The sequence below is a fragment of the Streptomyces sp. KMM 9044 genome (genome assembly GCF_024701375.2).
In the GTDB taxonomy this organism is placed as follows: domain Bacteria; phylum Actinomycetota; class Actinomycetes; order Streptomycetales; family Streptomycetaceae; genus Streptomyces.
Map to the genome: position 1 here is coordinate 6,871,249 of NZ_CP113910.1, position 22,365 is coordinate 6,893,613.

At 72.3% G+C, this 22,365-nt stretch carries 17 protein-coding genes and 6 pseudogenes; 8 read left to right on the plus strand and 15 right to left on the minus strand.

Annotated features, from left to right (window positions below):
• Window positions 1-62: 62 nt before the first annotated feature.
• Together HUV60_RS30770 and HUV60_RS30775 are read right to left on the minus strand one after the other, a co-directional pair.
• Window positions 63-762 (minus strand): annotated as a pseudogene (locus HUV60_RS30770) (HAD family hydrolase).
• 50 nt (window positions 763-812) lie between these two features.
• Entirely contained in the window at window positions 813-1,289 is a 477-nt protein-coding gene (locus tag HUV60_RS30775; RefSeq protein WP_042169485.1) for an Lrp/AsnC family transcriptional regulator, read from the minus strand.
• 317 nt (window positions 1,290-1,606) lie between these two features.
• Between HUV60_RS30775 and HUV60_RS30780 the strand changes: the two genes are divergently transcribed.
• Both HUV60_RS30780 and HUV60_RS30785 read left to right on the plus strand, forming a co-directional pair.
• Entirely contained in the window at window positions 1,607-3,097 is a 1,491-nt protein-coding gene (locus HUV60_RS30780) for an FUSC family protein (protein ID WP_257853312.1), read from the plus strand.
• A 291-nt stretch (window positions 3,098-3,388) separates the two neighbouring features.
• Window positions 3,389-4,491 (plus strand): annotated as a pseudogene (locus HUV60_RS30785) (lactonase family protein).
• 135 nt (window positions 4,492-4,626) lie between these two features.
• On the opposite strand, the gene HUV60_RS30790 reads toward HUV60_RS30785, so the two are convergent.
• The gene (locus HUV60_RS30790; protein ID WP_257853313.1) at window positions 4,627-5,550 is read right to left on the minus strand and encodes a sirohydrochlorin chelatase; all 924 of its coding nucleotides are present in this window, start codon (window positions 5,548-5,550) and stop codon (window positions 4,627-4,629) included.
• 84 nt (window positions 5,551-5,634) lie between these two features.
• Window positions 5,635-6,618 (minus strand): N-acetylglucosamine kinase, encoded by a 984-nt coding sequence (locus HUV60_RS30795; RefSeq protein WP_257853734.1) that lies wholly within the window; start codon window positions 6,616-6,618, stop codon window positions 5,635-5,637.
• A 252-nt stretch (window positions 6,619-6,870) separates the two neighbouring features.
• Here HUV60_RS30795 and HUV60_RS30800 point away from each other — a divergent pair, with 252 nt between their 5' ends.
• Window positions 6,871-7,578 carry a uracil-DNA glycosylase gene (locus HUV60_RS30800; protein WP_257853314.1) on the plus strand — a complete coding sequence of 236 codons (708 nt, stop codon included), beginning with the start codon at window positions 6,871-6,873 and terminating at the stop codon, window positions 7,576-7,578.
• A 433-nt stretch (window positions 7,579-8,011) separates the two neighbouring features.
• Here HUV60_RS30800 and HUV60_RS30805 read toward each other — a convergent pair whose 3' ends face one another.
• The 3 genes from HUV60_RS30805 to HUV60_RS30815 form a co-directional block, all read right to left on the minus strand.
• On the minus strand, window positions 8,012-9,166 hold the full coding sequence (locus HUV60_RS30805; RefSeq protein ID WP_257853315.1) for a WD40/YVTN/BNR-like repeat-containing protein: 1,155 nt from the start codon (window positions 9,164-9,166) through the stop codon (window positions 8,012-8,014).
• Between the two features lie 195 nt (window positions 9,167-9,361).
• A complete protein-coding gene (locus HUV60_RS30810) occupies window positions 9,362-10,165 on the minus strand; it encodes a pectate lyase (RefSeq protein ID WP_257853316.1) in 804 nt (267 codons plus the stop codon).
• Between the two features lie 553 nt (window positions 10,166-10,718).
• The gene (locus tag HUV60_RS30815) at window positions 10,719-11,582 is read right to left on the minus strand and encodes a LysR family transcriptional regulator (RefSeq protein ID WP_269441260.1); all 864 of its coding nucleotides are present in this window, start codon (window positions 11,580-11,582) and stop codon (window positions 10,719-10,721) included.
• A 214-nt stretch (window positions 11,583-11,796) separates the two neighbouring features.
• Here HUV60_RS30815 and HUV60_RS30820 point away from each other — a divergent pair, with 214 nt between their 5' ends.
• On the plus strand, window positions 11,797-12,669 hold the full coding sequence (locus HUV60_RS30820; RefSeq protein WP_269441261.1) for an aldo/keto reductase family oxidoreductase: 873 nt from the start codon (window positions 11,797-11,799) through the stop codon (window positions 12,667-12,669).
• Between the two features lie 276 nt (window positions 12,670-12,945).
• Here HUV60_RS30820 and HUV60_RS30825 read toward each other — a convergent pair.
• Together HUV60_RS30825 and HUV60_RS30830 are read right to left on the minus strand one after the other, a co-directional pair.
• Window positions 12,946-13,302, minus strand: a pseudogene (locus tag HUV60_RS30825) (NAD(P)-dependent alcohol dehydrogenase); the annotation flags it as partial.
• 32 nt (window positions 13,303-13,334) lie between these two features.
• Window positions 13,335-13,658 (minus strand): annotated as a pseudogene (locus tag HUV60_RS30830) (Tn3 family transposase); the annotation flags it as partial.
• Between the two features lie 282 nt (window positions 13,659-13,940).
• On the opposite strand from HUV60_RS30830, the gene HUV60_RS30835 reads away from it, so the two are divergent.
• The gene (locus tag HUV60_RS30835) at window positions 13,941-14,516 is read left to right on the plus strand and encodes a DUF6214 family protein (protein ID WP_257853318.1); all 576 of its coding nucleotides are present in this window, start codon (window positions 13,941-13,943) and stop codon (window positions 14,514-14,516) included.
• Here the strand turns inward: HUV60_RS30835 and HUV60_RS30840 are convergent.
• Window positions 14,508-15,176: a DUF305 domain-containing protein gene (locus HUV60_RS30840; protein ID WP_257853319.1), complete on the minus strand. Its 669-nt coding sequence runs from the start codon at window positions 15,174-15,176 to the stop codon at window positions 14,508-14,510. The genes HUV60_RS30835 and HUV60_RS30840 overlap by 9 nt on opposite strands.
• 190 nt (window positions 15,177-15,366) lie before the next feature.
• On the opposite strand from HUV60_RS30840, the gene HUV60_RS30845 reads away from it, so the two are divergent.
• On the plus strand, window positions 15,367-16,869 hold the full coding sequence (locus HUV60_RS30845) for an LVIVD repeat-containing protein (RefSeq protein WP_257853326.1): 1,503 nt from the start codon (window positions 15,367-15,369) through the stop codon (window positions 16,867-16,869).
• Here HUV60_RS30845 and HUV60_RS30850 read toward each other — a convergent pair.
• The 4 genes from HUV60_RS30850 to HUV60_RS30865 all read right to left on the minus strand — a co-directional run bounded on the left by HUV60_RS30850 (window position 16,857) and on the right by HUV60_RS30865 (window position 20,314).
• Window positions 16,857-17,672 (minus strand): TetR/AcrR family transcriptional regulator, encoded by an 816-nt coding sequence (locus HUV60_RS30850; RefSeq protein WP_443047457.1) that lies wholly within the window; start codon window positions 17,670-17,672, stop codon window positions 16,857-16,859. The genes HUV60_RS30845 and HUV60_RS30850 overlap by 13 nt on opposite strands.
• 196 nt (window positions 17,673-17,868) lie before the next feature.
• Window positions 17,869-18,555 (minus strand): phosphatase PAP2 family protein, encoded by a 687-nt coding sequence (locus HUV60_RS30855; RefSeq protein ID WP_257853327.1) that lies wholly within the window; start codon window positions 18,553-18,555, stop codon window positions 17,869-17,871.
• 154 nt (window positions 18,556-18,709) lie between these two features.
• Window positions 18,710-19,645, minus strand: a complete 936-nt coding sequence (locus HUV60_RS30860; RefSeq protein WP_257853328.1) for a M56 family metallopeptidase — start codon at window positions 19,643-19,645, stop codon at window positions 18,710-18,712.
• Window positions 19,646-19,744: 99 nt separating this feature from the next.
• The gene (locus HUV60_RS30865; protein ID WP_257853329.1) at window positions 19,745-20,314 is read right to left on the minus strand and encodes a DUF5134 domain-containing protein; all 570 of its coding nucleotides are present in this window, start codon (window positions 20,312-20,314) and stop codon (window positions 19,745-19,747) included.
• 175 nt (window positions 20,315-20,489) lie between these two features.
• On the opposite strand from HUV60_RS30865, the pseudogene HUV60_RS33695 reads away from it, so the two are divergent.
• Window positions 20,490-20,744: pseudogene (locus tag HUV60_RS33695) on the plus strand (FUSC family protein); the annotation flags it as partial.
• A gap of 624 nt (window positions 20,745-21,368) precedes the next feature.
• Window positions 21,369-21,859 (plus strand): annotated as a pseudogene (locus HUV60_RS30870) (MarR family winged helix-turn-helix transcriptional regulator).
• A gap of 39 nt (window positions 21,860-21,898) precedes the next feature.
• Here HUV60_RS30870 and HUV60_RS30875 read toward each other — a convergent pair.
• A complete protein-coding gene (locus HUV60_RS30875) occupies window positions 21,899-22,300 on the minus strand; it encodes a VOC family protein (protein ID WP_257853330.1) in 402 nt (133 codons plus the stop codon).
• Window positions 22,301-22,365 lie beyond the last annotated feature (65 nt).

A 22,365-nucleotide genomic window follows, 5' to 3' on the forward strand; every position in this document is an offset into this window, starting at 1 on the left:
GGGCCCGGGCCCGTCGTCCGGCCGCGTCCGCCGTGTTGCGCGACCCCGTCGGGCGGGCCCCGTCAGGCCGGCCGGGCGGCTCGCGTCAGCCACTCGTGCGCGGCCCGTGCCGCGAACTCCCGCTGCCCGCCGCGCAGCAGCAGCGAGGCGTTGGCGAACTCCGAGGCGTCGGCCTGCGCCGCGACGTACGGAATCGCGATGCAGCGCATGCCCGCGGCGTGAGCGGCGGCGGCGCCCGGGGTGGCGTCCTCCAGCACCACGCAGGCGGCGGGGCCGCCCCGAGCCGACGGGTCGCCTCGCCTCCAGGAAGACGTCGGGGGCGGGCTTGCCGCGCGGCACCTCCTCCGCCGAGACGACCGTACGCAGGTGGGCGTCCAGGCCCGTGCCGGCCAGGATTGCCCCGATCGCCTCGGGCGAGGAGCCGGAGGCCACGGCCATCGGTATGCCATCGGCGGCCAGCAGCTCGACGAACCGGCGCATCTCGGGGTGCACGTGTATCGAGGCGCCGGCCAGCCGGAGGTAGTGCCCGTTCTTGACCTCCAGCAGGTACTCCACCGAGGCGTGCGGCCCGTAGCGCTCCCGCCAGTCGGTGATCGTCTCCCGGGTGCTGATCCCCGCGTAGCGCTCGTGCTCCGCCCAGGAGAAGCGCGGAACGCCGTGCTCGGCGAGGGTCAGCCGGCCCGCCTCGTAGTAGTTCGGCTCGCTGTCCACGAGCGTTCCGTCGAGATCGAAGACGACCGCGAGTGCGTCGAAAGCGCTCATGGGGCCAAGGATGCCAAGGTCCGGACAGCGGAAGGACTCGCGGGCGGACTCTAGGGGCGAGCCGTCCGGCCGATCGACTTCACCAGCGGAAGCAGCCGGTGCGGGACGCGCTCGCGCAGTGCCACCTCGGTGCGGGTGCGGACCACGCCGGGCAGGTTGATCAGCTTCTGGACCACGTCCTCGAGATGCGCGTTGTCACGCGCCACGACCCGGGTCAGCAGATCCCCGCCGCCGGTGATCGAGAACGCCTCGACGATCTCCGGCACGGCGGCCAGTTCGTCGCCGACCTCGTCCAGATGCCCCTGCGTGACCTCGATGTGCACGAACGCGAGCACCGGATGGCCCAGCGCGGCGGGGGAGAGGGCCGGACCCGTCCCGGTGATCACACCGTCGCGCTCCATCCGGTCGAGGCGGGCCTGGAGCGTGCCGCGCGCGATCCCGAGGAGGCGGGCGTACTCCCGCACGCTGGTGCGGGGTTGCTCCAGCAGCAGGCGCAGGATGCGGGTGTCCAGCTCGTCCACGGCCATGGCCCCCGGCCTCCTGTCCTGCGGGCTCGTCACCGGTGATCGTTTCCGACTGTACCAATGGCCGCCCGCCCGTCCGGATCGTTGGGCCACGCGTCGTCGGCCGTTGGTACCCCATCGACCACTCCCCAAGGGCTCCCGATGTGCCATTGGCTCAACCGGGCAAGGAAGAGTTGAGCCAGCGGGGGCCGGGATGTTGAGATATGCGCATCGATGGCGCTGCGGACTCCGCGGCGCCTTTCTCGTGCCGGCGCGCAACGGCGTCATGGCGCGTAACCGCGCATCCGCGCACACCATGGTTCTTCGAGGGGCGGTCGGCAGTGCTGAAGAGGGTGTTCACGGCCCCGGACCCGGGCCGGACGAGGCTGCGCTTCGCCGCGCGGGCCATGCTCGGCATCGGCCTGGCGGTCGCCGTCTGCGGCCTGGCCGGTCACTCGCTCACCGGCGTCGTCACCGGCGGGCTCGCCGCCCTCCTGGCCCTCTTCACCGTCACCGACGTCACCGTCCGCGGGCAGGCGGTCACCACCGCCCTGCTGCCCGCCGTCGGACTGCCCGTGCTCGCCGCCGCGGCCGGGCTGTACGACCACCCGGTGGCCCGGGACCTCACCTTTCTCGCTGTGGTCGGGCTGGGCGTGTACGCGCGGCGCTGGGGCCCGCGCGGGCACAGTCTCGGCGTGTTCGCGTTCATGACCTACTTCGTGGCGCAGTTCCTGCACGCGACCACGGGTCAACTGCCCGAGCTGTACGCCTCCGTCCTGCTGTCCGTGTCCGCCGCCGCCGCGGTGCGCTTCGGCCTCTGGTGTTACGAGCGCCGCCTGCCCCCGGCGGTGGTGCCCGCCGCACCCGGCGGCACCGGGCTGGCCCGCGTGACCACGCGGCAGGCGGTCCAGGCGACGGCGGGCGCGGGCTTCGCGCTCGTCGTGGGCCAACTGGTCTCCGGTGAGCGCTGGTACTGGGCCGTCGGCGCCACCTGGTGGGTCTTCGTCAACACCACCTCGCGCGGCGAGACCCTGGTCAGGGGTTTCCGGCGGGTGCTGGGCACCGTCATCGGCATCGGTCTCGGCCTGCTCGTCGCGGTCCCCGCGCACGGCGACGGGCTCGCCACGGCGCTGGTCGTCGCGGTCTGCGTCTTCGGCATCTTCTACACGGCCGCCGTGTCCTACACCTGGATGATGCTCTGGGTGACGCTGCTCGCCGCCATGCTCTACGGCCTCCTGGGCGTGCTCGACCCCGCGCTGCTGACCCTGCGGGTGGTGGAGACCGGCGTCGGAGCGCTCGGCGCAGGGCTTGCCGTGGCCCTCGTCCTGCCCGTGACCACCCACGGCGTCACCGACGCCTGGATCCGGCGGGCCCTGCGGTGCGTCCACGCGTGCACCACGGAGGCGGCCGCGCGGCTGGCGGGGTCCGAGGGAGCCGACCCGGCGCCGAAGGCGGCCGAGCTGGAACAGCTGCTCGCCCGGGTGCGACTCTCGGTTGCCCCCCTCGTCCACCCGCTGAACCCCATGCTCGGCCGCAAGCGGCGCGCCCGCGCGGTCCTCGCGCTGCTCGACGACTGTGCCCGGGAGATCCGCGGCCTCGTCCTCGTCGCCGCCGATCCGGAGGCCTCCCACGACGCACGCCTGGCCGACGCGTGCCGGCGCGTGGAGAGGGCGGTCGGGGCGCTCACCGACGGCCGGGGAGACATCGCCGTACGGACGCCCCCGGCGGCGGCGGAACCGGCCCTGACCCATCTCCACGGCCTGGAGCGGGCCCTCGCCGAACTCGCCGTACCCCTGCGGGCCCCTTCCGGGTCTCCGCCGGCCGGGGCCTGAGGGCGCTGGCCCGATCGGACGGGCGCGGACTCCTGGTCCAGACCTTTGAGGGCCGGCTGCTAGCTCCGTCCTCCGCAGGTCGCCCATTCGGGAGGATCAACTGATCACAGCTGGTCAGCCACCGATCAGCGCAGCGGTCCGCGGTGCAGAACCCGCCGAAGCACGATCGCTTCAGGACCGTGATCCAGCTTGGAGGCTGTGCAAAAGAGTGACCCGCGGAGGATGGAGCTAGCGTCACCCCGGTCGGCGGGAAGCGAGAGGGGACCAGAGGTGAGCGCGGGGGACACGGGCGTGACGGACGGCGGACGACGGCGGCGGGCTTTCGCCGGATCGTTCACGACGGCCGGCGGTCCGGGCATCCTCACCGCAGACCTCAGCCCCGACGACGGCGCCCTGACCGTCCTGAGCACAGTGAACGGCCTGCCCGATCCCTCCCGCCTGGCGCTCTCGCCCGACGGGCGGACGCTCTACGCGGTCAGTGAGACGGCCGAAGAGGCCGTGGCCGTGTTCCGGCTGCCCGGGGCCGGGGACAGGGCAGGGGACGGCACCGGGGACGCGGGGGCGTGCCGGAGCAGGCCGGGCCCGCGGTGCCGGTCCACGGGGACGGGCCGACCCACCTCTGCCGCTTCGCCGGACACGTCCTCACCGCCAACTACGGCTCGGGCAGCGTCACCGCCGTCCTCGTCCACGCCGACGGGAGCCTGGCACGCTCCGCGTCCGGGGTGTTCCCGCACACCGGACCGGGCAGCCGCCGGCAGCGGTCGCACGCCCACCAGGTGCAGCCCGACCCGAGCGGCCGCTGGGCGGTCGCCGTCGACCTGGGCACGGACTCGGTACGGGTGTACGCGCCGGCCGACGGGACTCCCGCGCCGCACGGCGAGGTGGCGCTGCGCGCCGGCTCGGGCCCGCGCCACCTGGCCTTCCACCCGGCCGGCACGCGCGCGTACCTCCTCCACGAACTCAGTCCTGCCCTGACCGTCTGCCGCCGGGACGCCGCCGAGGGCACGCTGCGACCACTTGCCGAGATCCCCGTCCTGCCCGGTGTCCCGTCCGGCGACGCCTACCCGTCGGGCGTCGCCGTCTCGCCCGACGGCCGCTTCGTATGGACCGCGACCCGCGGAGAGGACGTCCTGTCGGTGTTCGAGGTCGTCGACCGCCCGGAGGCAGGCGACGGGGTGGCAGGGACGGAGGGGACGCCCGGTCTGCGGCTGATCACCACCGTGCCCTGCGGCGGCCACTGGCCCCGCGCGCTCGTCGAGTCCCACGGCTTCCTGTACGTGGCGAACGAGCCTTCCGGGGACGTGACCTGGTTCGCGCTCGACCCGGACACCGGGATGCCCAGGCGCCGCGGCTCGATCCCCGTGGCGGCGGCGTCCTGCGTGGTCGTGGGCTGAGCGCTCCGCCCGCCCGCACCCGGTCGGCACGTACCGGTCCGTACGCACCCGGCCGTGCACGCCGAAAGGCCCGCCCCGGTGACCGGAGCGGGCCTGTTCGGCGTCTGCGTCGTGGAGCGGAGAGCCCGCCCGGGGTCAGTGCGCCGGAGTGCTCTGTGTCTGCTGCGGGCTGATACCCAGCGCGGAGGTGTACTTGGCCAGGGCGAGCTTGCCGATCGCCGGGTAGGGGCCCAGCGCCTCGGCGGCGGAACAGCCCAGCTCCTTCGCGGCCTCCTCGACCAGGCTCGCGTCGATCTCGGGACCGATCAGGTAGGGCGCGAGCGCCAGCTGCTGCGAACCGGAGTTGCGCAGTTGCTCGGCCACCGACGCGATCGAGCCCTCCTCGTCCAGGGCCGCCGCCATCACCGGCACGGCGAGGCGCGCGGCGAGCAGCATGCCGGTGATCCCGGCCGCCTGCACGGCCTCGCCACCGCCCACGGAGGCGAGGACGATACCGTCCGCCGCGGTCGCCACGGTGAACAGGCGGGCGCGGTCGGCGCGGGCCAGCCCCGCCTCGGACAGCCGTACGTGCAGCGCCTCCGCGAGCAGCGGGTGCGGACCGAGAACGTCGGTCAGCTCGGCGGCCACACGGCTGTCCATCACGGCCTGACGGACCTGGCGCAGCAGCGCGCTGTCCGGACCGGCGAGCAGCGGTACGACGACGGCGACGGGGCCGTCCGGCTCCTTGACGTCCGTATCGGCCGCGCGCGCCTGTTCGAAGCGGGCGGCGCGCTCCTCGGCGGCGTACGCCAGCACCGACTGCAGCGTGGGGAACTCCGCGTCGTCCCCGTCGAGGTAACCGATCCGGGCGTCCAGGCCGGGCAGCTCGGAACGGGCGATGCTGATGACCTCGTCGGCGAGGGAGCGAGTGGCGCTGCTGGGAGTACCCGGCACGGCGAGGACGAGCGCGGGCGCGCCCTCGGGAGCCACCAGAGGCTCGGGACGGCGGTGCCGTCCGGGCTGGCGGGGGCGCGGCATTCGTACTGGCAGGCCGGACGCAGGCCCAGTGGGGGTACTCATGGAGCGGAATGTTAGTGGTTTCCCGGACTCCCCTGTTCGGGGAGGGTGCGCCTGCGCGGACTACGTCCTTATTTGTCTGATGTGTTATGTGCGGACATCGGGCGCACCGGTGCAGCCCGCACCTGCCGGGCTCGTCACGCACAGCATCTTCTCGTCACCCGGAAGGGTGAACGAATCCGTCGCGAGGTCGGTGGCGATACGGACCGCCCCGTGCAACGGATCTCCTTCCGCGGCCAGCCGCCGTGCCCGCGGCAACCGTTTCGCCAGCTCCTCACCCAGGGGTATGAGGAGGGGATCGCCCAGGTCGAGCAGCCCACCGGTGAACGCCACCAGTGGCTCGCCCGAGCCCGGCTCCGGGCAGACGGCCGCTGCCGAGTCCGCCATGTGCCGGGCGGCCGACCGCAGAATGCCCGCGGCGACGGCGTCACTGCCGGCGCACTCGGCCACCCGGGGCGCGAAGGAGGCGAGGACGGCCGCCCGGTCGGTACGCGGATACAGACGGCCGGGAAGGGACGCCGCCGGGCCGAACATCCTCTCGGCGCACTCCAGCAGCAGCCCGGAGCCGCCGTCCCGTCCGTCATGCGCGCGCAGCGCCGCCTCCAGGCCGGCCCGCCCGATCCACGCGCCGCCGCCGCAGTCGCCGAGCAGATGCCCCCAGCCGTCCGCCCGGCGCCAGCCGGCCAGGTCGGTGCCGACGGCGATCAGGCCCGTACCGGCGGCGACCACGGCACCCGGCCGCGGCCCCAGGGCGCCGACGTACGCGGTGACGGCGTCCGCGGCCAGCACGACGCGACGCACTCCCAGTTCCCGGGCCAGCGCCCCCGGCAGCTCGGCGCGCAGCGCGTCCCCGAGACTGGCCAGCCCGGCCGCACCGACGGCCGCCGTGTCCAGTCGGCCGACGCCGGCCCCGGCGGCCAGCCCCCTTGCCATGGGCACCAGTTGTTCCATCAAATGGCCGGGGTCGATCCCCCGGGAGCCGGTCCGCACCGGCTCCCCTGAGGTGCGGGCGAGCGGACCGCGCCCGACGGCACCGACGACGACCCGCAGCCCCGAGCCCCCGGAGTCCACGGCGACGAATCCGGGCCCGGCATCCCGCGCGCCTGCCGTCGCCGCCCCCTGCCGGACCGGCTGACCGCTGCTCGGCCGGCCGTTCGTCGGCAGACCGTTGTCGGACGGACGCAACGGGCTCCCCTCTCTTCCCGGGCCTCTGCCTCTACCTCGACGGGGAGGAAGAGTAGCGTCCCGGGACGCCCCGACACCGACACCGGGAGCGGGCTGCCGGGCAGGGCATGTCGGTGGCAGCCAGTAGAGTGATCGACCGTGGCACCACGACCCTTGCACGAACTTGTTGAGCCCGGCTGGGCAAAGGCTCTGGAACCGGTGGCCGGACGCGTCGCGTCCATGGGGGACTTCCTGCGCGCGGAGGTCACGGCCGGCCGCACCTACCTGCCGGCGGGAGCGAATGTCCTACGGGCGTTCCAGCAGCCCTTCGACGACGTGAGGGTCCTGATCGTCGGTCAGGACCCCTATCCGACACCGGGAATGGCGATCGGACTGAGCTTCGCGGTCTCCCCGGACGTACGGTCGCTGCCGGGCAGCCTGGAGAACATCTACCGGGAGCTGAACGCGGACCTGGGCCTGCCCCGGCCCGTCAACGGGGATCTGACCCCGTGGACCGAACAGGGCGTCCTGCTGCTCAACCGGGCGCTCACCACCGCCCCGCGCAAGCCCGCCGCACACCGGGGCAGAGGCTGGGAGGAAGTCACCGAGCAGGCCATCCGTGCCCTCGCCGCGCGGGGCGGACCCCTGGTGTCGATCCTGTGGGGGAGGGACGCGCGCAATCTGCGCCCGCTGCTCGGGGACCACCCCGCGATCGAGTCGGCCCATCCCTCGCCCATGTCGGCGGACCGGGGCTTCTTCGGCTCGCGCCCGTTCAGCCGGGCCAACGACTACCTGGTCCGGCAGGGCGCCGCCCCCGTGGACTGGCGGCTGCCGTCCGTCCAGGAGGCGGACGCGCCGACCGGTTAGAGCCGTCGGCGCGGGGCCCGGCAGGACCCGGGCTCCCCGGAGGGCCCGCGTCACCCGACCAAACCGACGTCCGCCCGGGCGCTCGCCCCGAGGAGACGTCAACCTGTGTCGCCCCCCCCGCCGTGCCGGAGGACGCCGACGCGTGCCGGTCCAGGGGCACCGAGAACCTCCGGGAACGCTCCGGCCTTCGGTCGGGAGGAACCGGACTGCTGCGAAGCAGGGCAGAGGTGGGGAATCGCTGTCAGGGTGATGCGCCGTCCGCTACGACGGTGGTGCGCTCGACCTCCAGGCGGTGGACCATCTCGGGGCTGAAAGACCCGCGAGCGGACTTGGCCTCAGTGACCGGCCCCTGCCGGCCACGGTTCACGGCGGCCCGCGACCGGCGACGGCCGACTGACGTATCACCTGACCCACCCCGGCACCGCCGGGCCCCTCAGGCAAGCACCGCGGCCCGGACACACAGCACGTCCGGCAGGTGCGCGGCGAGCTGCTGCCAGCTGTCGCCGTCGTCCGCCGACGCGTACACCTCGCCGTTGCGGTTGCCGAAGTACACACCCGCCGGGTCGGCGCCGTCGTGGCACATCGCGTCGCGCAGCACCGTGCCGTAATGGTCGCCCTGCGGCAGGCCCGCGCCGAGCGGCTCCCAGCTCCGACCCGCGTCCGTCGTGCGGTAGACGCGGCAGCGCCGGTCGGCCGGTACGCGGTCGGAATCGGCGTTGATCGGGAACACGTACGCCGTGTCCCCCCGACGCGGATGGGCCACGACCGTGAAACCGAACGTCGACGGCAGCCCGGCACCGATGTCCGTCCACTGCGCGCCCGCGTCGTCGCTGCGGTACACACCCCAGTGGTTCTGCAGGTACAGCCGGTCCGGTGTCACCGCGTCCCGGGCCACCTTGTGCACGCACTGGCCGAACTCCGGGTTCGGATCCGGCAGGAACACCGCGGAGACACCCGAGTTGGACGGGGCCCAGCTCGAACCGCCGTCCAGCGTGCGGAACACGCCCGCCGTGGACACGGCGACCGTCACCGCCCGCGGATCCCGCTCGTCGGTCAGTACGGTGTGCAGGCCCTCGCCGCCGCCGCCCGGAACCCACTGGGAGCGGGTCGGGTGCTCCCACAGCGGCCGGACCAGGTCGAAGGTCTCCCCGCGGTTCTCCGAGCGGTAGAGCGCCGCCGGTTCGGTGCCCGCGTACACCACGTCCGGCTCCGCGGCCGCCGGATGGAGCTGCCAGACCCGCTCCAGTGACGCCCCCGTGTCCTTGGGGAACTTGACGGCGGGCCGCGCCGGTTCGGTCCACGACCGGCTCAGGTCGTCGGAGTGGAACACGGACGGGCCCCAGTGCGCGCTGTCACCGCCGACCAGCAGCCGCGGGACCGCGCCGCGGGTGTCGACGGCGACCGAGTACACCGCCTGCGCGTTGAAGTAGGGACTTTCGTCGAACTCCCAGTGGTTCCCCCGCCGCCGCCCGATGAACAGACCTTTACGGGTGCCCACGGCGAGCAGTACCTCGGACATGCCGATCACCTCCGCGACGTCTTCGTCGACGCCCTCATTCAGGACATCCGTAAGTCTGCCCCCCGCCACTGACAGTCACCTCAGGATCAGGCGCCGACGCAGGTCAAAGCGGTGCGGCGGAACGTGAGGCGGGGGCGGCGGAGCCGCCGGGGAAAGGCGTGGGGCGGGCGAGGAACGGCCGTCGGACAGAGGGCGGCGGCCGTGCGCAGCGCCACGCGGGCGCCGTGCGCGGCCGCCACCCCCCCCGTGGGGGCTGTCGGAGGGCTACTGGTAGGTGATGTCGGACGACGTGTACTTGCAGTACGTACCGTCGGCACCGGAACCGTTGCTGCCCGGCTCGGCGCCGGTGTTGTTGCCGACGTACTTCTGGCAGGGGACGATCTTCTTGCTGCTGTCCCCGACGATCCTGATGCTGCGCAGGGTCGCGCTGTCGCCGTAGTTGGTGTTGATGCCGGCGATCCTGCCGCCCTTCCAGCTCACCTCGACGGTGTTGAGGTTGATCGTGCGCTTGTACTGCGTCGAGCAGTTGCCGCAGGAGCGCACGAAGGTGCCGAAGTTCTTGACCGCGAAGTTCGACACGTTCAGCGTGCCGGCGCCGTTGAACTGGAACACCTTGTCACTGGCTTCCTTGGCCCCGCCGCCGCTGACGGTGTAGACCGAGGACGACGACTTGCCCTTGAACGTGGCCGCGTCCTCGCCGACGTCCTCCCACCACACGTTCTGCAGTGTGCAGGAGCCCGTGCAGTGGATGCCGTCGGCCGCGGGGGCGCCGAGGACGACGTTCTTCAGGACCGCGCCGTCCGTCAGCTGCAGGATCGGTCCCTGGTCCTCGTCCTGACCGCCCGAGCCCAGGTCGCCGGTGCCGTAGAGGCGCTTCATCCCGTAGTCCTTGGTGCCGGACACCGAGATGGTGGAGGAGACGCCCTCACTGCCGTTCGGGGTCGGCCAGGTGGCGGCGCTCGACGAGGACGCTCCAGTAGTCATGATCATGCCAACCGAGAGGCCGAGGGTGGCCAGCGCTCCGGTCAGCGCGCGCCCGCGGGCGCGTGGTCGTGCCGCGGAAGTCATGTTCCGGTTCCTTCTGCCGTGATGTGGGGGACGTGGCGATACGGAGGGCCCGGGGTGGCACCGCCGCGCCGCCCCGGCCGGTTCACATCGCTGAACGGAACATAGGGGGCAAGCGCTTTCTGGTCAACGCCTCGGACAGTCATATTCGGTCGTCTGTCAGGACGGTCGTGAGTAGCGGCGGTACGGCGGTTGGCGATGCCCGCGACGAGGACGTCGCCCGCCTCTCACCGTTCGTACGGCACCGCACCAGCATGCTCGGCCGGTATCCCGTCCGGTCCCTGAGCCGCCGGACGGCCTGCGCGCGCTGCGCGACAAGGACGCCACCGACGACGAGTGATGCGGCGATGGCGTACGGCGTCATCGGCTCGTCATGGTCGTGGCCATCCTGACCAAGGCGCACCTACTGGTCAGCGACCCGCAAGGGGTTCCGGGGGCCGTCTCGCCGGTCAGAGCGGTGACAGCTTCGCGGGCCGGTCCGTGCCGTGCATGGACCGGCTGTCGGGCGGCGTGTCATCAAGGCGGCAAGGCGGCGGTGAGGGAAGGCAGGAGAGGGTCATAGCCGTGCTGCCGTGCGGATCAGCCCGGCGAGGGCGAGGGAGCGGCTGTGCGCGGGCCAGGCGATGTGGGTGACGACGGGAGGTGCGTCGGTCAGGGGGACGGCGGTGTGCTCGGCCCACAGCCAGGCGCGGGCTGAGTCGGGGAAGACGGCCGCGGTGCGTCCGAGGGCGATCAGCTGGGCCAGTTGCGTCTGGTCGTGGATCTCGGGGCCCGGGCCGGGGGGATAGGTGCCGTCGCGGGACCAGCGGGCGAGCGGAAGATCGGGGATGCTGGTGATGTCGGCCAGGGACAGAGTCCTGTGCGCCGCGAGAGGGTGCCCGGCGGGCAGAACGGCGATCTGCCCCTCGGTCATCAGTTCCTCGCTGTCGAACCCGGCGAGGGAGTTGAACGGCGCGTGCATGAGCGCCACATCCGCGCGGCCGTCGCGCAGCATCTCTCCCTGCTCGCACGTACCGCTCGGCAGCACCTCGATCTCGGCGGCGCCGGGCTCGGCCGCGTAGGCGTCGAGGAGCTTGTGCAGCAGTTCGTGGGACGCGCCGGCCTTCACCGCCAGCACCAGGCGGTTGCGGGGACCGCCAGGGCTGTCGGCGCCACCGGCGCGGCGGGCGCGGCGGGCGGCGGCGGCGGTCGCGTCGAGGGCCGCGCGGCCCTCGTGCAGCAGCACCTCTCCGGCGCTGGTCAGAGCGACGCCGCGGCGGCTGCGGTCCAGCAGGCGAACACCAAGACGCCGCTCGAGCTGCTGGATCGCCCGGGACAGCGGTGGCTGGGCCATGCCGAGGCGCTCGGCGGCGCGGCCGAAGTGCAGTTCCTCGGCAACAGCGACGAAGTACCTCAACTCACGGGTCTCCAAGGTGTCCACAGCCACAGCGTACTCCCGTGATACCTGACGGGTATCACAAGGCATCGGGTCGGTATTGGATGCGCCGCTCGTCTGCGAGCGAACATCTACGGCATGGGCAAAGCGAAGTCCGCGCCGGTGACCGACCCAGACAGCGGCCCACGAAAAGCGGCGCATCGCGTGACACGCGGCCCTCTGTAACATCCCGCCCAGCAGAAAGACCAAAGACACAGCCATGAACACACCCTCCACGTCATTGTCCGGCGGCACCTGGATGCTGGGCGATCTGACCGTCACCCGTTTCGGCTACGGCGCCATGCAGCTCGCCGGCCCCGGGGTCATGGGCCCGCCCGCCGACCACGACGGTGCGCTCGCCGTCCTGCGCGAGGCCGCCGACCTGGGGATCACCCACATCGACACCGCCGGTGCCTACGGACCACGCGTCACCAACCAGCTGATCCGTGAAGCGCTGCACCCCTATCCCGCATCGCTGCACATCGTGACCAAGGTCGGCGCGGTCCGCGACCGACAGGGCGGCTGGCCCCCCGCCCGGCAGCCCGAAGACCTGCGCCGCGCCGTCCACGAGAACCTTGAGGACCTCGGCCTCGATGCGCTCGACGTGGTCAACCTCCGGCTCGGCGATGCCCAGGGGCCCCGGCCCGGCTCGCTCGCCGAGCCCTTCGAGGCCCTTGCCGAACTCCGGCAGCAGGGCCTGATCCGACACCTCGGAGTGAGCAACGCGACCGCGGAACAGGTCAGCGAGGCGCAGGCGATCGCACCGATCGTGTGCGTGCAGAACATGTACAACCTCGCCTACCGCCAGGACGACGAACTGATCGACGACCTCGCCGCCAAGAACATCGCCTACGTGCCGTTCTTCCCGCTCGGCGGCTTCACCCCGCTGCAGTCCTCGGAACTCTCCGCCGTGGCCGCCCGGCTGAACTCGACGCCGATGTCGGTCGCCCTGGCATGGCTGCTGCGGCGGTCGCCGAACATCCTGCTCATCCCCGGCACCTCGTCTGTGACGCACCTGCGCGAGAACGTCGCCGGCGTGGGACTTCCGCTCTCCGACGAGGAACTCGCCGAGTTGGACAAGATCGGCCACTAGCAGGACCGAGGGCTGGCGGACGATGTGATGTAGGCAGCATGCTGCCGCCCGGTGGCGCCACCGGGCGGCTCCACTGCACCAGGGCCGAAGCTCAGCCAAGGACGGGAAGGCGGCGGCCTTGCCGCAGGTGACGGGGCCGCTTCGCGCACGGTCTCCGAGTCGTCCCCGCAGGTCGCCATCGGCCGTTCCGCAGGTAGCAGGGCGTTGTCTGCGGAAGGCTTCGGACCGGTCCCGCGACTGGCGCCTCGTCGGCCACCCACCAGGGCCGACAGATCCTCAGCGCCGGTTTTCGTTCCGATGCTCCTCAACCCCCAGGCCGGACATGTCGAGCACGAAGCGGTAACGGGCGTCGTTTAGCCGGAGGCGGCCGAGTGCCGTGTCCACCTGTGACGACGGGAGCACTTCGATGTCGGCGGCGATTCAGTTGGCGGCGCAGAACCGGAGCATCTCGGCTGTCGAGGAGCGGCCTCCGCTGCCCGCGGAGCTGAGCTTCTTGCGGCCGACGAGCAGGTCCATGGTCTCGACGGTGACCGGGCCCAGGTACCCGAGGAGGCTGAGGGTGCCGTCCATCGCCACCAGCTTCAGGTACGGGGCGAGGTCGTGAGGTGCGGAGATGGTGTCGATGACGACGTCGACCCATCAGGTCTCGATCTTCTGGAGCTGCACCTTGTGCGGGCAAGTGCCTCCAGCCGCCCGTAGCTCCCGGGCCTCGGCGTCGCTGAGGTGCTCTTCCCCGTACAGGCCGCGGAGGGGAGGCCCGCGCGCCGGAACCGCTGACCGGCCAGGTCCCGGAAGCAGGGCGCGAAGCGGTGGCCGAGCATCTTGAAGACGCCGCACACCATGTCGGAGTACGAGGCGTTGTCGGTGTTGACCATCTCCGGGCGCACGCCTCCGTCCTGATTCAGCAGGGTGTCCAGGACGCGCGAGGAGTCGCGCGGGGTACCGGGCACGGCCATCCGACCGGTCCCCGACGCCTGGTCGCGGACCGAGAGCGGTCTCACCGTCAACGGTTGTACCGCTGCGCGTGCCTGCTCCGCCCCGCCGGCCGGGGCAGCCGGTACCGCCTACCGTCTCCGTGCGGCCCTTCCCGTCCACGCGGGCGGTCGTTCCTCACGGAGTGGACTGCATCCGCTGCGCTGACAGGGTGCCGTCCGGCAGCCGGGGTGCGTGTTCGTTCGTATGGAAAGTGATCACGTGCTTACGTAGCATGCGTGCTTGAGGAATCTTTTCTCCATCTTTCCGATCGTTCTCCGGCGGACGGGGCGGTCTTCGTGTGGCCCGCCTGGGAGGTGCGGGAGGGCGAGCACGCGACCCGCTGGTTCCATGTGCGGCTCACCTTCGCCGACGGGGCCGGTGTGGAAGCGCTCGCCCTGGTGTCCGGGCTCTGCGTCTGTGTCGAGGACGTACGGGCCCGGCCCGCGTTGTCACTGGAGGACCTGGCGCTGTTCGCCGACTGGATCGAAGGGCCGCTCGCACGGGCGTGCGGTGCAGACGACGGGCCGGGCCCCGGCGACGGGGCGGCCGGTGTCGTGGCAGCCGGGATCGTGTCGGCCGCCGTCCCACCGACCGCCGGCGAAGCGGCATCCGAGGGCGGCTCCGCCGTCCGGGCCCGGCCGCCCGGTGCGGGGGAGCCGAAGACGCGCAGCCGCGCGGTCCGGCCGCGGGAGCCCGTGGGGAGGCGCCTCGTGGCGCGGGAGTACCGCGCGGCCCAGGAGGAGGGAGCCGACCCGGTCCTCGCCGTGATGTGCGCGACCGGATACAGTCGGCGCGGAGCGCTCAGGGTCATCGGACGGGCTCGTGACGCGGGCCTGCTGACCCCGCGTCACACCCGGCGGGCGTCAGAGTAGGGAGCGCATCCGCGTGATCTCGCTCGTCTGCTGGGCGACCACGTCGTCGGCCATCTCCTCGACCTGAATGTTGTTGCCCTCCGACTTCACTCCCGTGGCCATGGCGATCGCCCCTTCGTGATGGGTGATCATCAGCGTGAGGAAGAGCTGGTCGAAGGCCTTCCCCTTGGCCGCGCGGAGGTTCTTGAGCTGGCCCGGGGTCGCCATCCCGGGCATCGTCGCGTGGTCGTGTCCGTGGGAGTGCCCGTCGGCCTCCTCGGACTTGCCGTGTCTCGTCAGCCAGCCCTCCATCGCCTTGATCTCGGGCTGTTGCGAGGCGGCGATCCGCTCGGCCAGTTTGACGATCTTCGTCGACTCGGCGCGGTCCGGGACGAGTTCTGTCATCTCCAGGGCCTGAGAGTGGTGCTCGATCATCATGCGGGAGTAGGAGACGTCCGCCGAGTTGGGGGAGTCGTCCTCGACGCGCTGCTCCGCCGCCTCCTCGGCCGACAGGGTCCGGTTCTGACCTCCGGGCTCGCCCGGCGCGATCACCGAGGGGCCGCCCGCCGAGGCCGGCCCGGCGTCGTCCGTATCGGAGTCGCAGCCCGTGATCCCGAGCACGGCCAGGGCGACCAGCCCGGTCGCGACGACGGACACGCGTGACGCACGGTGGTGGAACACGGGACCTCCTGGGTCAGGCGGGTGGCACGATGCCTCGTGAGCGTTGACGACTGCCCTAGCACGCTTCCGCGCGGTAGTGATCAAAAAACTTCGTTGCGAGCATGTTGCCCACTGTTGATATGTGCATGCTCAGGACCATACTGCCGGAGCGGAACCCGTTCCGAGCTGAACGGAACAAGGGAGGAAGACAGTGATCCTGTTCAATGTTCCCCGGCCCCGGCGCAGACGGCTGGGAGTTGCCGCGGCGGCCGGTGGGCTGCTGGCGGCGCTCCTGACCGCCGCCCCGGCCGCGGCGACCCCCGACCCCGGGGACGCGCCGCCCGCTTCGAAGGAGATGTCGAAGAGCGCGCAGGCGCAAGCGCGCGAGGCCATCGCGGAGGGCGGGATACCCGCCCAGGACGAGATCGTCCACTCCGACAACATCCGTCACGTCGCTCACGTCCCCAAGGACGCGCTGACCGGCACCAATTCGGACCTGGCCTTCCAGGGCCGGTACGCCTTCGCCGGAAACTACGACGGCTTCACCATCTACGACATCAGCAACCCGAAGTTGCCGAAGACGGTGTCCCAGGTGCTGTGCCCCGGCTCCCAGAACGACATCTCCGTCTCCGGCGATCTGTTGTTCCTTTCCACCGACTCGTCGCGCAGCGACAGCAGTTGCAACAGCACCACGCAGCCGGTGACCGAGAAGTCCTCGTGGGAGGGCATGAAGGTCTTCGACATCAGCAACAAGCGCAACCCGCGCTACGTCGCCGCCGTCGAGACCGCCTGCGGCTCGCACACCCACTCGCTGGTGCCCGAGGGTAAGAACGTCTACGTGTACGTCTCCTCGTACTCGCCGAATGCCGCCTACCCCGACTGCCAGCCGCCGCACGACGGAATCTCCGTCATCAAGGTGCCGCGCAAGGCCCCGCACAGGGCGGCCGTGGTCGGGTTCCCCGTACTGTTCCCCGGTGAGGGTCCCGACGGTGGCGGCAATCCGGGGGGGCCCACGAACCCGGGTGTCTCCAAGACCACGGGCTGCCACGACATCACCGTGCTGCCCTCCAAGGACCTGGCGGCCGGCGCCTGCATGGGTGACGGCATCCTGCTCTCCATCAAGGACCCCGAGCGCCCCAAGGTGATCGACCGGGTGCAGGACAACGTCAACTTCGCCTTCTGGCACTCGGCGACGTTCAACCAGCGGGCCGACAAGGTCGTGTTCACCGACGAGCTGGGCGGTGGCGGCGCCGCCACCTGCAACGCCGAGGTCGGACCGGACCGCGGTGCGGACGGCATCTACGACGTCGTCGGCAAGGGCGACAAGCGCAAGCTCGTCTTCCGCAGCTACTTCAAGATCCCGCGTCACCAGGCGGACACCGAGAACTGCGTCGCCCACAACGGCTCGCTGATCCCGGTCAAGGGCAAGGACCTCATGGTCCAGGCCTGGTACCAGGGTGGCGTCTCCGTCTGGGACTTCACCAACTCCTCGAAGCCGAAGGAGATCGCCTACTTCGAGCGGGGGCCGTTGAGCACCGACCAGCTCGTCACCGGCGGTTCGTGGTCGGCGTACTACTACAACGGCTACATCTACTCGAACGACATGGCCAAGGGCTTCGACGTCCTGAAGATCGACGACCGGCGCACGGATCCGGCCCGCTGGGTCAAGATGCGTGAGCTCAACGTGCAGACCCAGCCGGACTACTTCGACTGACCTTCAGGCTCGGGACGACGGGCGGGTGCCGAAGACTCCGGCGCCGCCCCGGTCGCGAAGAACCGTGACACATCCGTCCGGTCCGGCGCGTCCCTGCCGCCCGCCCCCTCCGGGCCGGGTGTTTTGTCCGAGTGGTTCGGTCCGTCCGTCCGGCCCCCGTCCTCGGGCCGGTCCGGCGGACTCGTCGCACCCGTCCCGCCGGGCACCTCGGTGTCCGGCGGGACACCGAGTTCCCAGTCCAGCCGGTACCGCTGGAACAACTCCTCGCGCAGCACCGTGACGGGCATCGGCACACCTGGCACCAGCGCCGAGTACACGGCACCCATCAACAGGGCGCGCAGCATCGGATAGTCGCTGCCTACCTGCGTCGAGCCGTACCGGGCGACGGTGTCGCTCAGCAGTTCCGCCAGCCGCCGCTGCTCGGGGCAGGGCAGGAAACCCTCGGCCTGCAGCAGCCCGGCCATGTGCTGGCGCATCAGTACGGGACGGTCCCGGGCCAGGCCCAAAATCGCGTCGATGACCCGCGCCATCCGCTCCCGCCCGTCGTCGGTACGCGGTTCTTGTTCCAGCGCCTCCTCGAGCGTCCGGTGCATCAGGCGGTGCACGGCGGACTGCACCAACTGGCGCTTCCCCGGGAAGTAGTACGACACCAGGCCCCGCGCGGAACCCGCTCGGTCGGCGATGTCGCCGAGCGTCGTCGCGTCGTAGCCGCGCTCGCTCACCAGCTCCACGGCGGCCTGCAGAAGCCGCTCCTTCGAACGCCTTCGCAACTCTTCATTGACCGAGGCGCTACGCGGGGACATGCTGGACTCCTGCGTTGACTGGCTGGCAGCCAACTATACTCAGCGCGTCCGGTCGGGCTCCTCGTGGGTCCACGCCGGGCTGCCGTCCTCCTCGGGCGGCGCGGGGGATCGCCCGAGGAGAGCGGCGGCACGGCACGGGTCCTTTCGCCCAGGACACAGGACCGCCGGACCAGCGGGACGCCGGCGCCTCTCACGGTCACGGGTGCCGTTGACCGTGGACCCGTACCCCCACGACCACGACCACGACGCCGAGGAGCCAGCCGCCGAGCACGTCCGTGGGCCAGTGGACGCCGAGCCAGACGCGGGTGAGGCCGACGCCGCTGACCGAGAGTGCCGCCAGGGTCACGGCCCAGCCCCACAGGGCCCGGTCCGCCCCGTGCCGGTGCAGCAGCCACAGCAGGAGACCGAAGGCGACGGTGGCGGTCATGGCGTGGCCCGAAGGGAACGCCGCGTAGTGGGCCGAGTCCACCGGGTCCGGCCACACGGGGCGGGCGCGGCCCACCACCGCTTTCAGGACCTGCTGCACCGTGGTCCCCACGGCGCACGTCACCACCAGCCACACCGCGGTCCACCGGGCCGCATACCGGTACCACAGCAGCAGCGCGACCGCTCCGCACAGCACGCGCATGGTCCATGGGTCCCAGACCCAGTCCGTCAGGACACGGGCCGCCTGCGTCAGCCCCGGCTCGTCGACCGCCCAGCGGTGGACGGCCGAGGCGATGCCGCGGTCCAGTCCGGTCAGCGGGCGCCATTCAGCGGCGACCAGGATCAGCAGCAGGACCGAGCACACGGCCGGAACGCCGAGGAGAGCGGCGGACGGCCGGTGCTCCGGTGGACGGGGCGGTGGCCCGAGGCCGAGGGGAGAGATGTGGGGGGAGGCCATACAGCGATCTTCGCCGACCCCGGGGGCCCGGAGCCAGTTCCTCGACCGCCGGCAGCCTCATGGGTCCGGCCGTCCTCCGTCCCCCCGCTCCGGCGCCCCGCGCTTCCGGCGCCCGCCGGATCCCGTGTCCTTGGCAGGACCCGCCGGGCAGGCCCTACCCCAGCGCCCGCAGCCCCGGTGCGAACGCCACCAGTACCGGAACCACCGGCACCAGCGACGCCACGGCCGTCAGCCGCAGCCGGTGCCACGCCGGGAGCCGGTTCGGGGGAGTCAGCAGCCGGTGCACCCGGGCCGGGACCTGGCCCTGGGGGGACGGACAGGGGCCGAACACCCCCCGGTGCTCGTTGAGCTCGACCAGCGCCAGGGCGGTCGTCAGCCGGCCGAAGCGGCGGGAGGCCGTGTCGTCAGCGGCGAGTTCGACCAGCCGGTGCATCTCGTCGCGGAACGCGGCGAACACCGGCACCTGCGGGAAGCCGTCGGCGAGCGCGGAGGAGCAGTGCAGCAGCCAGTCGTGCCGGGCCTGCGCGTGCCCCCGCTCGTGCGCGAGGACGGCGTCCAGCCGGCGGCCCTTCAGCCGGCGCAGCGCGGCCGTGGTGACGACCAGCCGGGGCGGGGTGCCGGGCAGCCACCACGCGTCGGGGTGCTCGCCCTCCAGGACCACCAGCCGCTCTGCGCCGGGCTCCTCGCCGGGCAGCAGCGGCGCCCGCACCAGAAGCTCGGCCCGACGGGCCCGCCGCCGCGCACGAGCCCGTGCGACCTCGCGGACCAGCATCGCCGCGGTCCACAGCCCGCCGCACGCCAGCGCGACCGCGGTGGCCGCCGCCAGGGGCCCGGCCGTGCCGAGGGCGTAGGCCTCCACGACCCCGCGCGGTGCCGTCGCGAACACCGGACGGCCGATCACGTGCGAGGCGGCCACCGCGCTGAACGTCATCGACAGGGCGCAGCACAGCAGCACCGCCGCGACCACGCACTGCCACACCCACAGCGCCACCACCGGCTCGCGGTCCGCCCAGTAAGCCCGCGCCAGTAACCGGGGGCCGGCGGCGGCGATCAGGACGCCGAGCAGCAACAGTGCCGCGGGGAGCATCATGCGTTCAGCCTATGAGCGCGCCCCGCTCCCGAGTACGGCCCACCGGGGCAAAGTGACGCAGGCAACGTTCCGCCCCTCGCAGGCCGGCCGTCACCCGCCTCACATCGTCATCAGCATCGCCACCGTCGCGATGCCCATGGACAGCCGGCACGCCCGCGCCAGCTCCGGCCGGTCACCCCAGCCCGAGGCCCCGGCCGCCCCTGGTGGCGGACTTCCCGCCACGGCGGTCACCGGCACCAGCCGTACGCCCGTGACCAGCACGTATCCGGTGAAGTAGAGCAGCAGGAGGCCGGTCAGCAGAGGTAGGCCCGCGCTCCCGTGCGCGTGCCCCTGCCCCGGTCCGGGGGAAAGGGGCATCGCCACCGCCATGTAGACCATGGCCGCGGCGCCCAGCGGATGGTGCAGATGGCAGGCCTCCCCGCGCGTCGCCCACAGGAAGCGCAGCCCTGCCGCGCCGAACGCCACCGCGTAGGCGGGCCACGCCCACGAGGGCGGTGTGAAGACCGCTGCGGGTACGGCCATCGCCGCCATGCCGAAGCCCATCAGTGCCTCGCCGCCCGCGCTACGGCGCTGCTCCTCGACGCTGCTGCGCATCCGCAGCAGGCAGTAGGCACCGGTCGCCGCGCAGAGCGCGACCAGCAGCCAGCCGGACGCCGCCGGTCCGTGCACGCGAACCTCCCTGGGGTCGTCCCCGCCGCATGGGAGGACCCCTCCACGGTCGGTCAAGGCATGCCCGCGCTCGAAGGCGTGCACGCGAGCGCACGGAGGTACACGAGGAGCATTCGGGAGCGCCGCAGGTCACGCAGATGTTTTACGAGTAAAAGATCTGGTGGCGTCGTACGTCATGAACAGTGCGACCCCCGCCCCGGCTCCGAGGCAGAGCCGACGCCCGAGCCCCGACGGTTCCCACTCGTCAACGTGCTGGTCTCCGCGGCCGTCGCCCCGATCGCCGGCCTCGGACCGCTCGCCTCGTCCTGTGCTGTCTGTCCTCAACTTCGGCGCCGAGGTGCTGATCGGCCGCAACTACTGGCTCGGCAGCGTCTGCGTCACCCCGCTGGCCCTGCTCGTCACCGAGTTCCCCGGCTACCAGGCGACCGGCTCCCTGGTCACCGACCGTGTGGTGGACACGCTGGTCGGCTTCGGCACCGCCCTGGCCGTCACCGACCGGAGGGCGGGCAACCGCGTCGCGAACGCGCTCACCACGGTGGGTCTGGGGCGCGAACACGCGGCCCGGCTCCTGGCCGATCCGCAGGCCGGCCCCGCCGCCCCGGAGACCGTACGACGCGGCCTGGCCGCCGCCCTCGCCGACCTGCGGACCGCCGCCGACGCGGCCGCGGGCGAAGGGTGGCTTCGCACGCTGCCGCAGGAACATGTGGTGCTCGCCGAGCAGGCGGGACACCGTACGCTCGCGGCGACGGTACGACGCCAGGGCCTCGCGGCCGGCTCCGGCACGGACGCGAACCAGGGCACAGGCTCGGACGCATGTTCGGGCAAGAGACTGGATGCCGCCACGAAGGCGGGGCACCGGCACCGGCCACGACCTGGGCGACGACACGGAGGACGCGCGGCCGTGACGGCTACCGAACGACTTCCGGCCGACGGAGGACGCCCCGCCGAAGAGGTCCACGGGGCCGACGGGGGGCCTCCGAAGGGCGAGGGGCTCCCGGCGGCCGGTGCGGGAGTCCCCGCCGGTGAGGGCACACCGGCGGCCGGCCAGGACACCGTGGCCGAGGTGGTCCGGCAGTGGAGAGCCGTGCACCCCGGTCCCGACACCGGGCCCATGGAGGTCGTCGGCTGCATCAACCGCTGCGCGGCCCTGCTCCAGCAGACAGGGGACGCCCCGCTCGGCCGGGCCGGACTGACCCGCCCGGAATTCGACCTGCTCGGCGCGCTGCGCCGCACGGGGCGCGAACTCACCCCGGGCGAACTGGCGCGCGAGACCTTCTCCCCGGGCGCCGCCGTCACCAAGCGCCTCAAACAGCTCGGCGCGCACGGCCTGGTGGAGCGCCGCGGCGACCCCCGTGACCGCAGAGTGGCCCGAGCCAGCCTGACCGATGCCGGGCGGGAGACGATCGACGGGGTCGTGCCCGCGCAGCTCGCCTACGAGAGCGCCGTATCCTCCGGTCTGGACGGACCGGTGCTCGGCGGCTGGCCTCGCTGCTCGGGGAGCTGCTGAGCCGGCTGGAAGGACGCCTGGGCACCCCGTGGGCGTGAGGGAGCCCCGGCAAGGCGTCGGGAGTGACGCAAACCGTCTCAGATCCCCGGCCGGTACCGCAGCGGATGATCGGCCGGGATCTCCACGAGAACGATCGGTGTGCCGTCCGGATCGGCGATCCACATCTCGATCAGGCCCCACGGTTCCTTCACCGGCGGCCGGACGATCTCGACGCCCCGGTCCCTCAGCTCCTCGTGGGCAGCCGTCACGTTCGCGACCTGGAGCCACAGCCTCGTCGCCGGGTCCGCCGTGTCCGTAGGGGCGTCGGACCGGCCGGACAGCTCCAGGAAGCCGCCGCCGAGGAAGTAGACCGTGCCGCGCTCCGGGCCGGTGGCGAACTCGCGGTACACCGCGAGGCCCAGCTGCTCGCCGTAGAAGACGCGGGAGCGCTCGGGGTCGGTGGGACGGAGGAGGATCCGGCTGCCCAGTACATGCACCATGCGGCCGAGCGTAGCGGCCGGGATAACCTCGTCCGCGGAGAAACCCGAGCGACGAAGCGGAGAAG

Bases quoted from the DNA above. Each gene is read 5' to 3' on its own strand.
- HUV60_RS30775 (WP_042169485.1), bottom strand. From the start codon at position 1,289: ATGGCCGTGGACGAGCTGGACACCCGCATCCTGCGCCTGCTGCTGGAG.
- HUV60_RS30790 (WP_257853313.1), bottom strand. From the start codon at position 5,550: ATGAGTACCCCCACTGGGCCTGCGTCCGGCCTGCCAGTACGAATGCCG.
- HUV60_RS30810 (WP_257853316.1), bottom strand. From the start codon at position 10,165: ATGACTTCCGCGGCACGACCACGCGCCCGCGGGCGCGCGCTGACCGGA.
- HUV60_RS30820 (WP_269441261.1), top strand. From the start codon at position 11,797: ATGAACACACCCTCCACGTCATTGTCCGGCGGCACCTGGATGCTGGGC.
- HUV60_RS30850 (WP_443047457.1), bottom strand. From the start codon at position 17,672: ATGTCCCCGCGTAGCGCCTCGGTCAATGAAGAGTTGCGAAGGCGTTCG.
- HUV60_RS30855 (WP_257853327.1), bottom strand. From the start codon at position 18,555: ATGGCCTCCCCCCACATCTCTCCCCTCGGCCTCGGGCCACCGCCCCGT.
- HUV60_RS30860 (WP_257853328.1), bottom strand. From the start codon at position 19,645: ATGATGCTCCCCGCGGCACTGTTGCTGCTCGGCGTCCTGATCGCCGCC.
- HUV60_RS30875 (WP_257853330.1), bottom strand. From the start codon at position 22,300: ATGGTGCATGTACTGGGCAGCCGGATCCTCCTCCGTCCCACCGACCCC.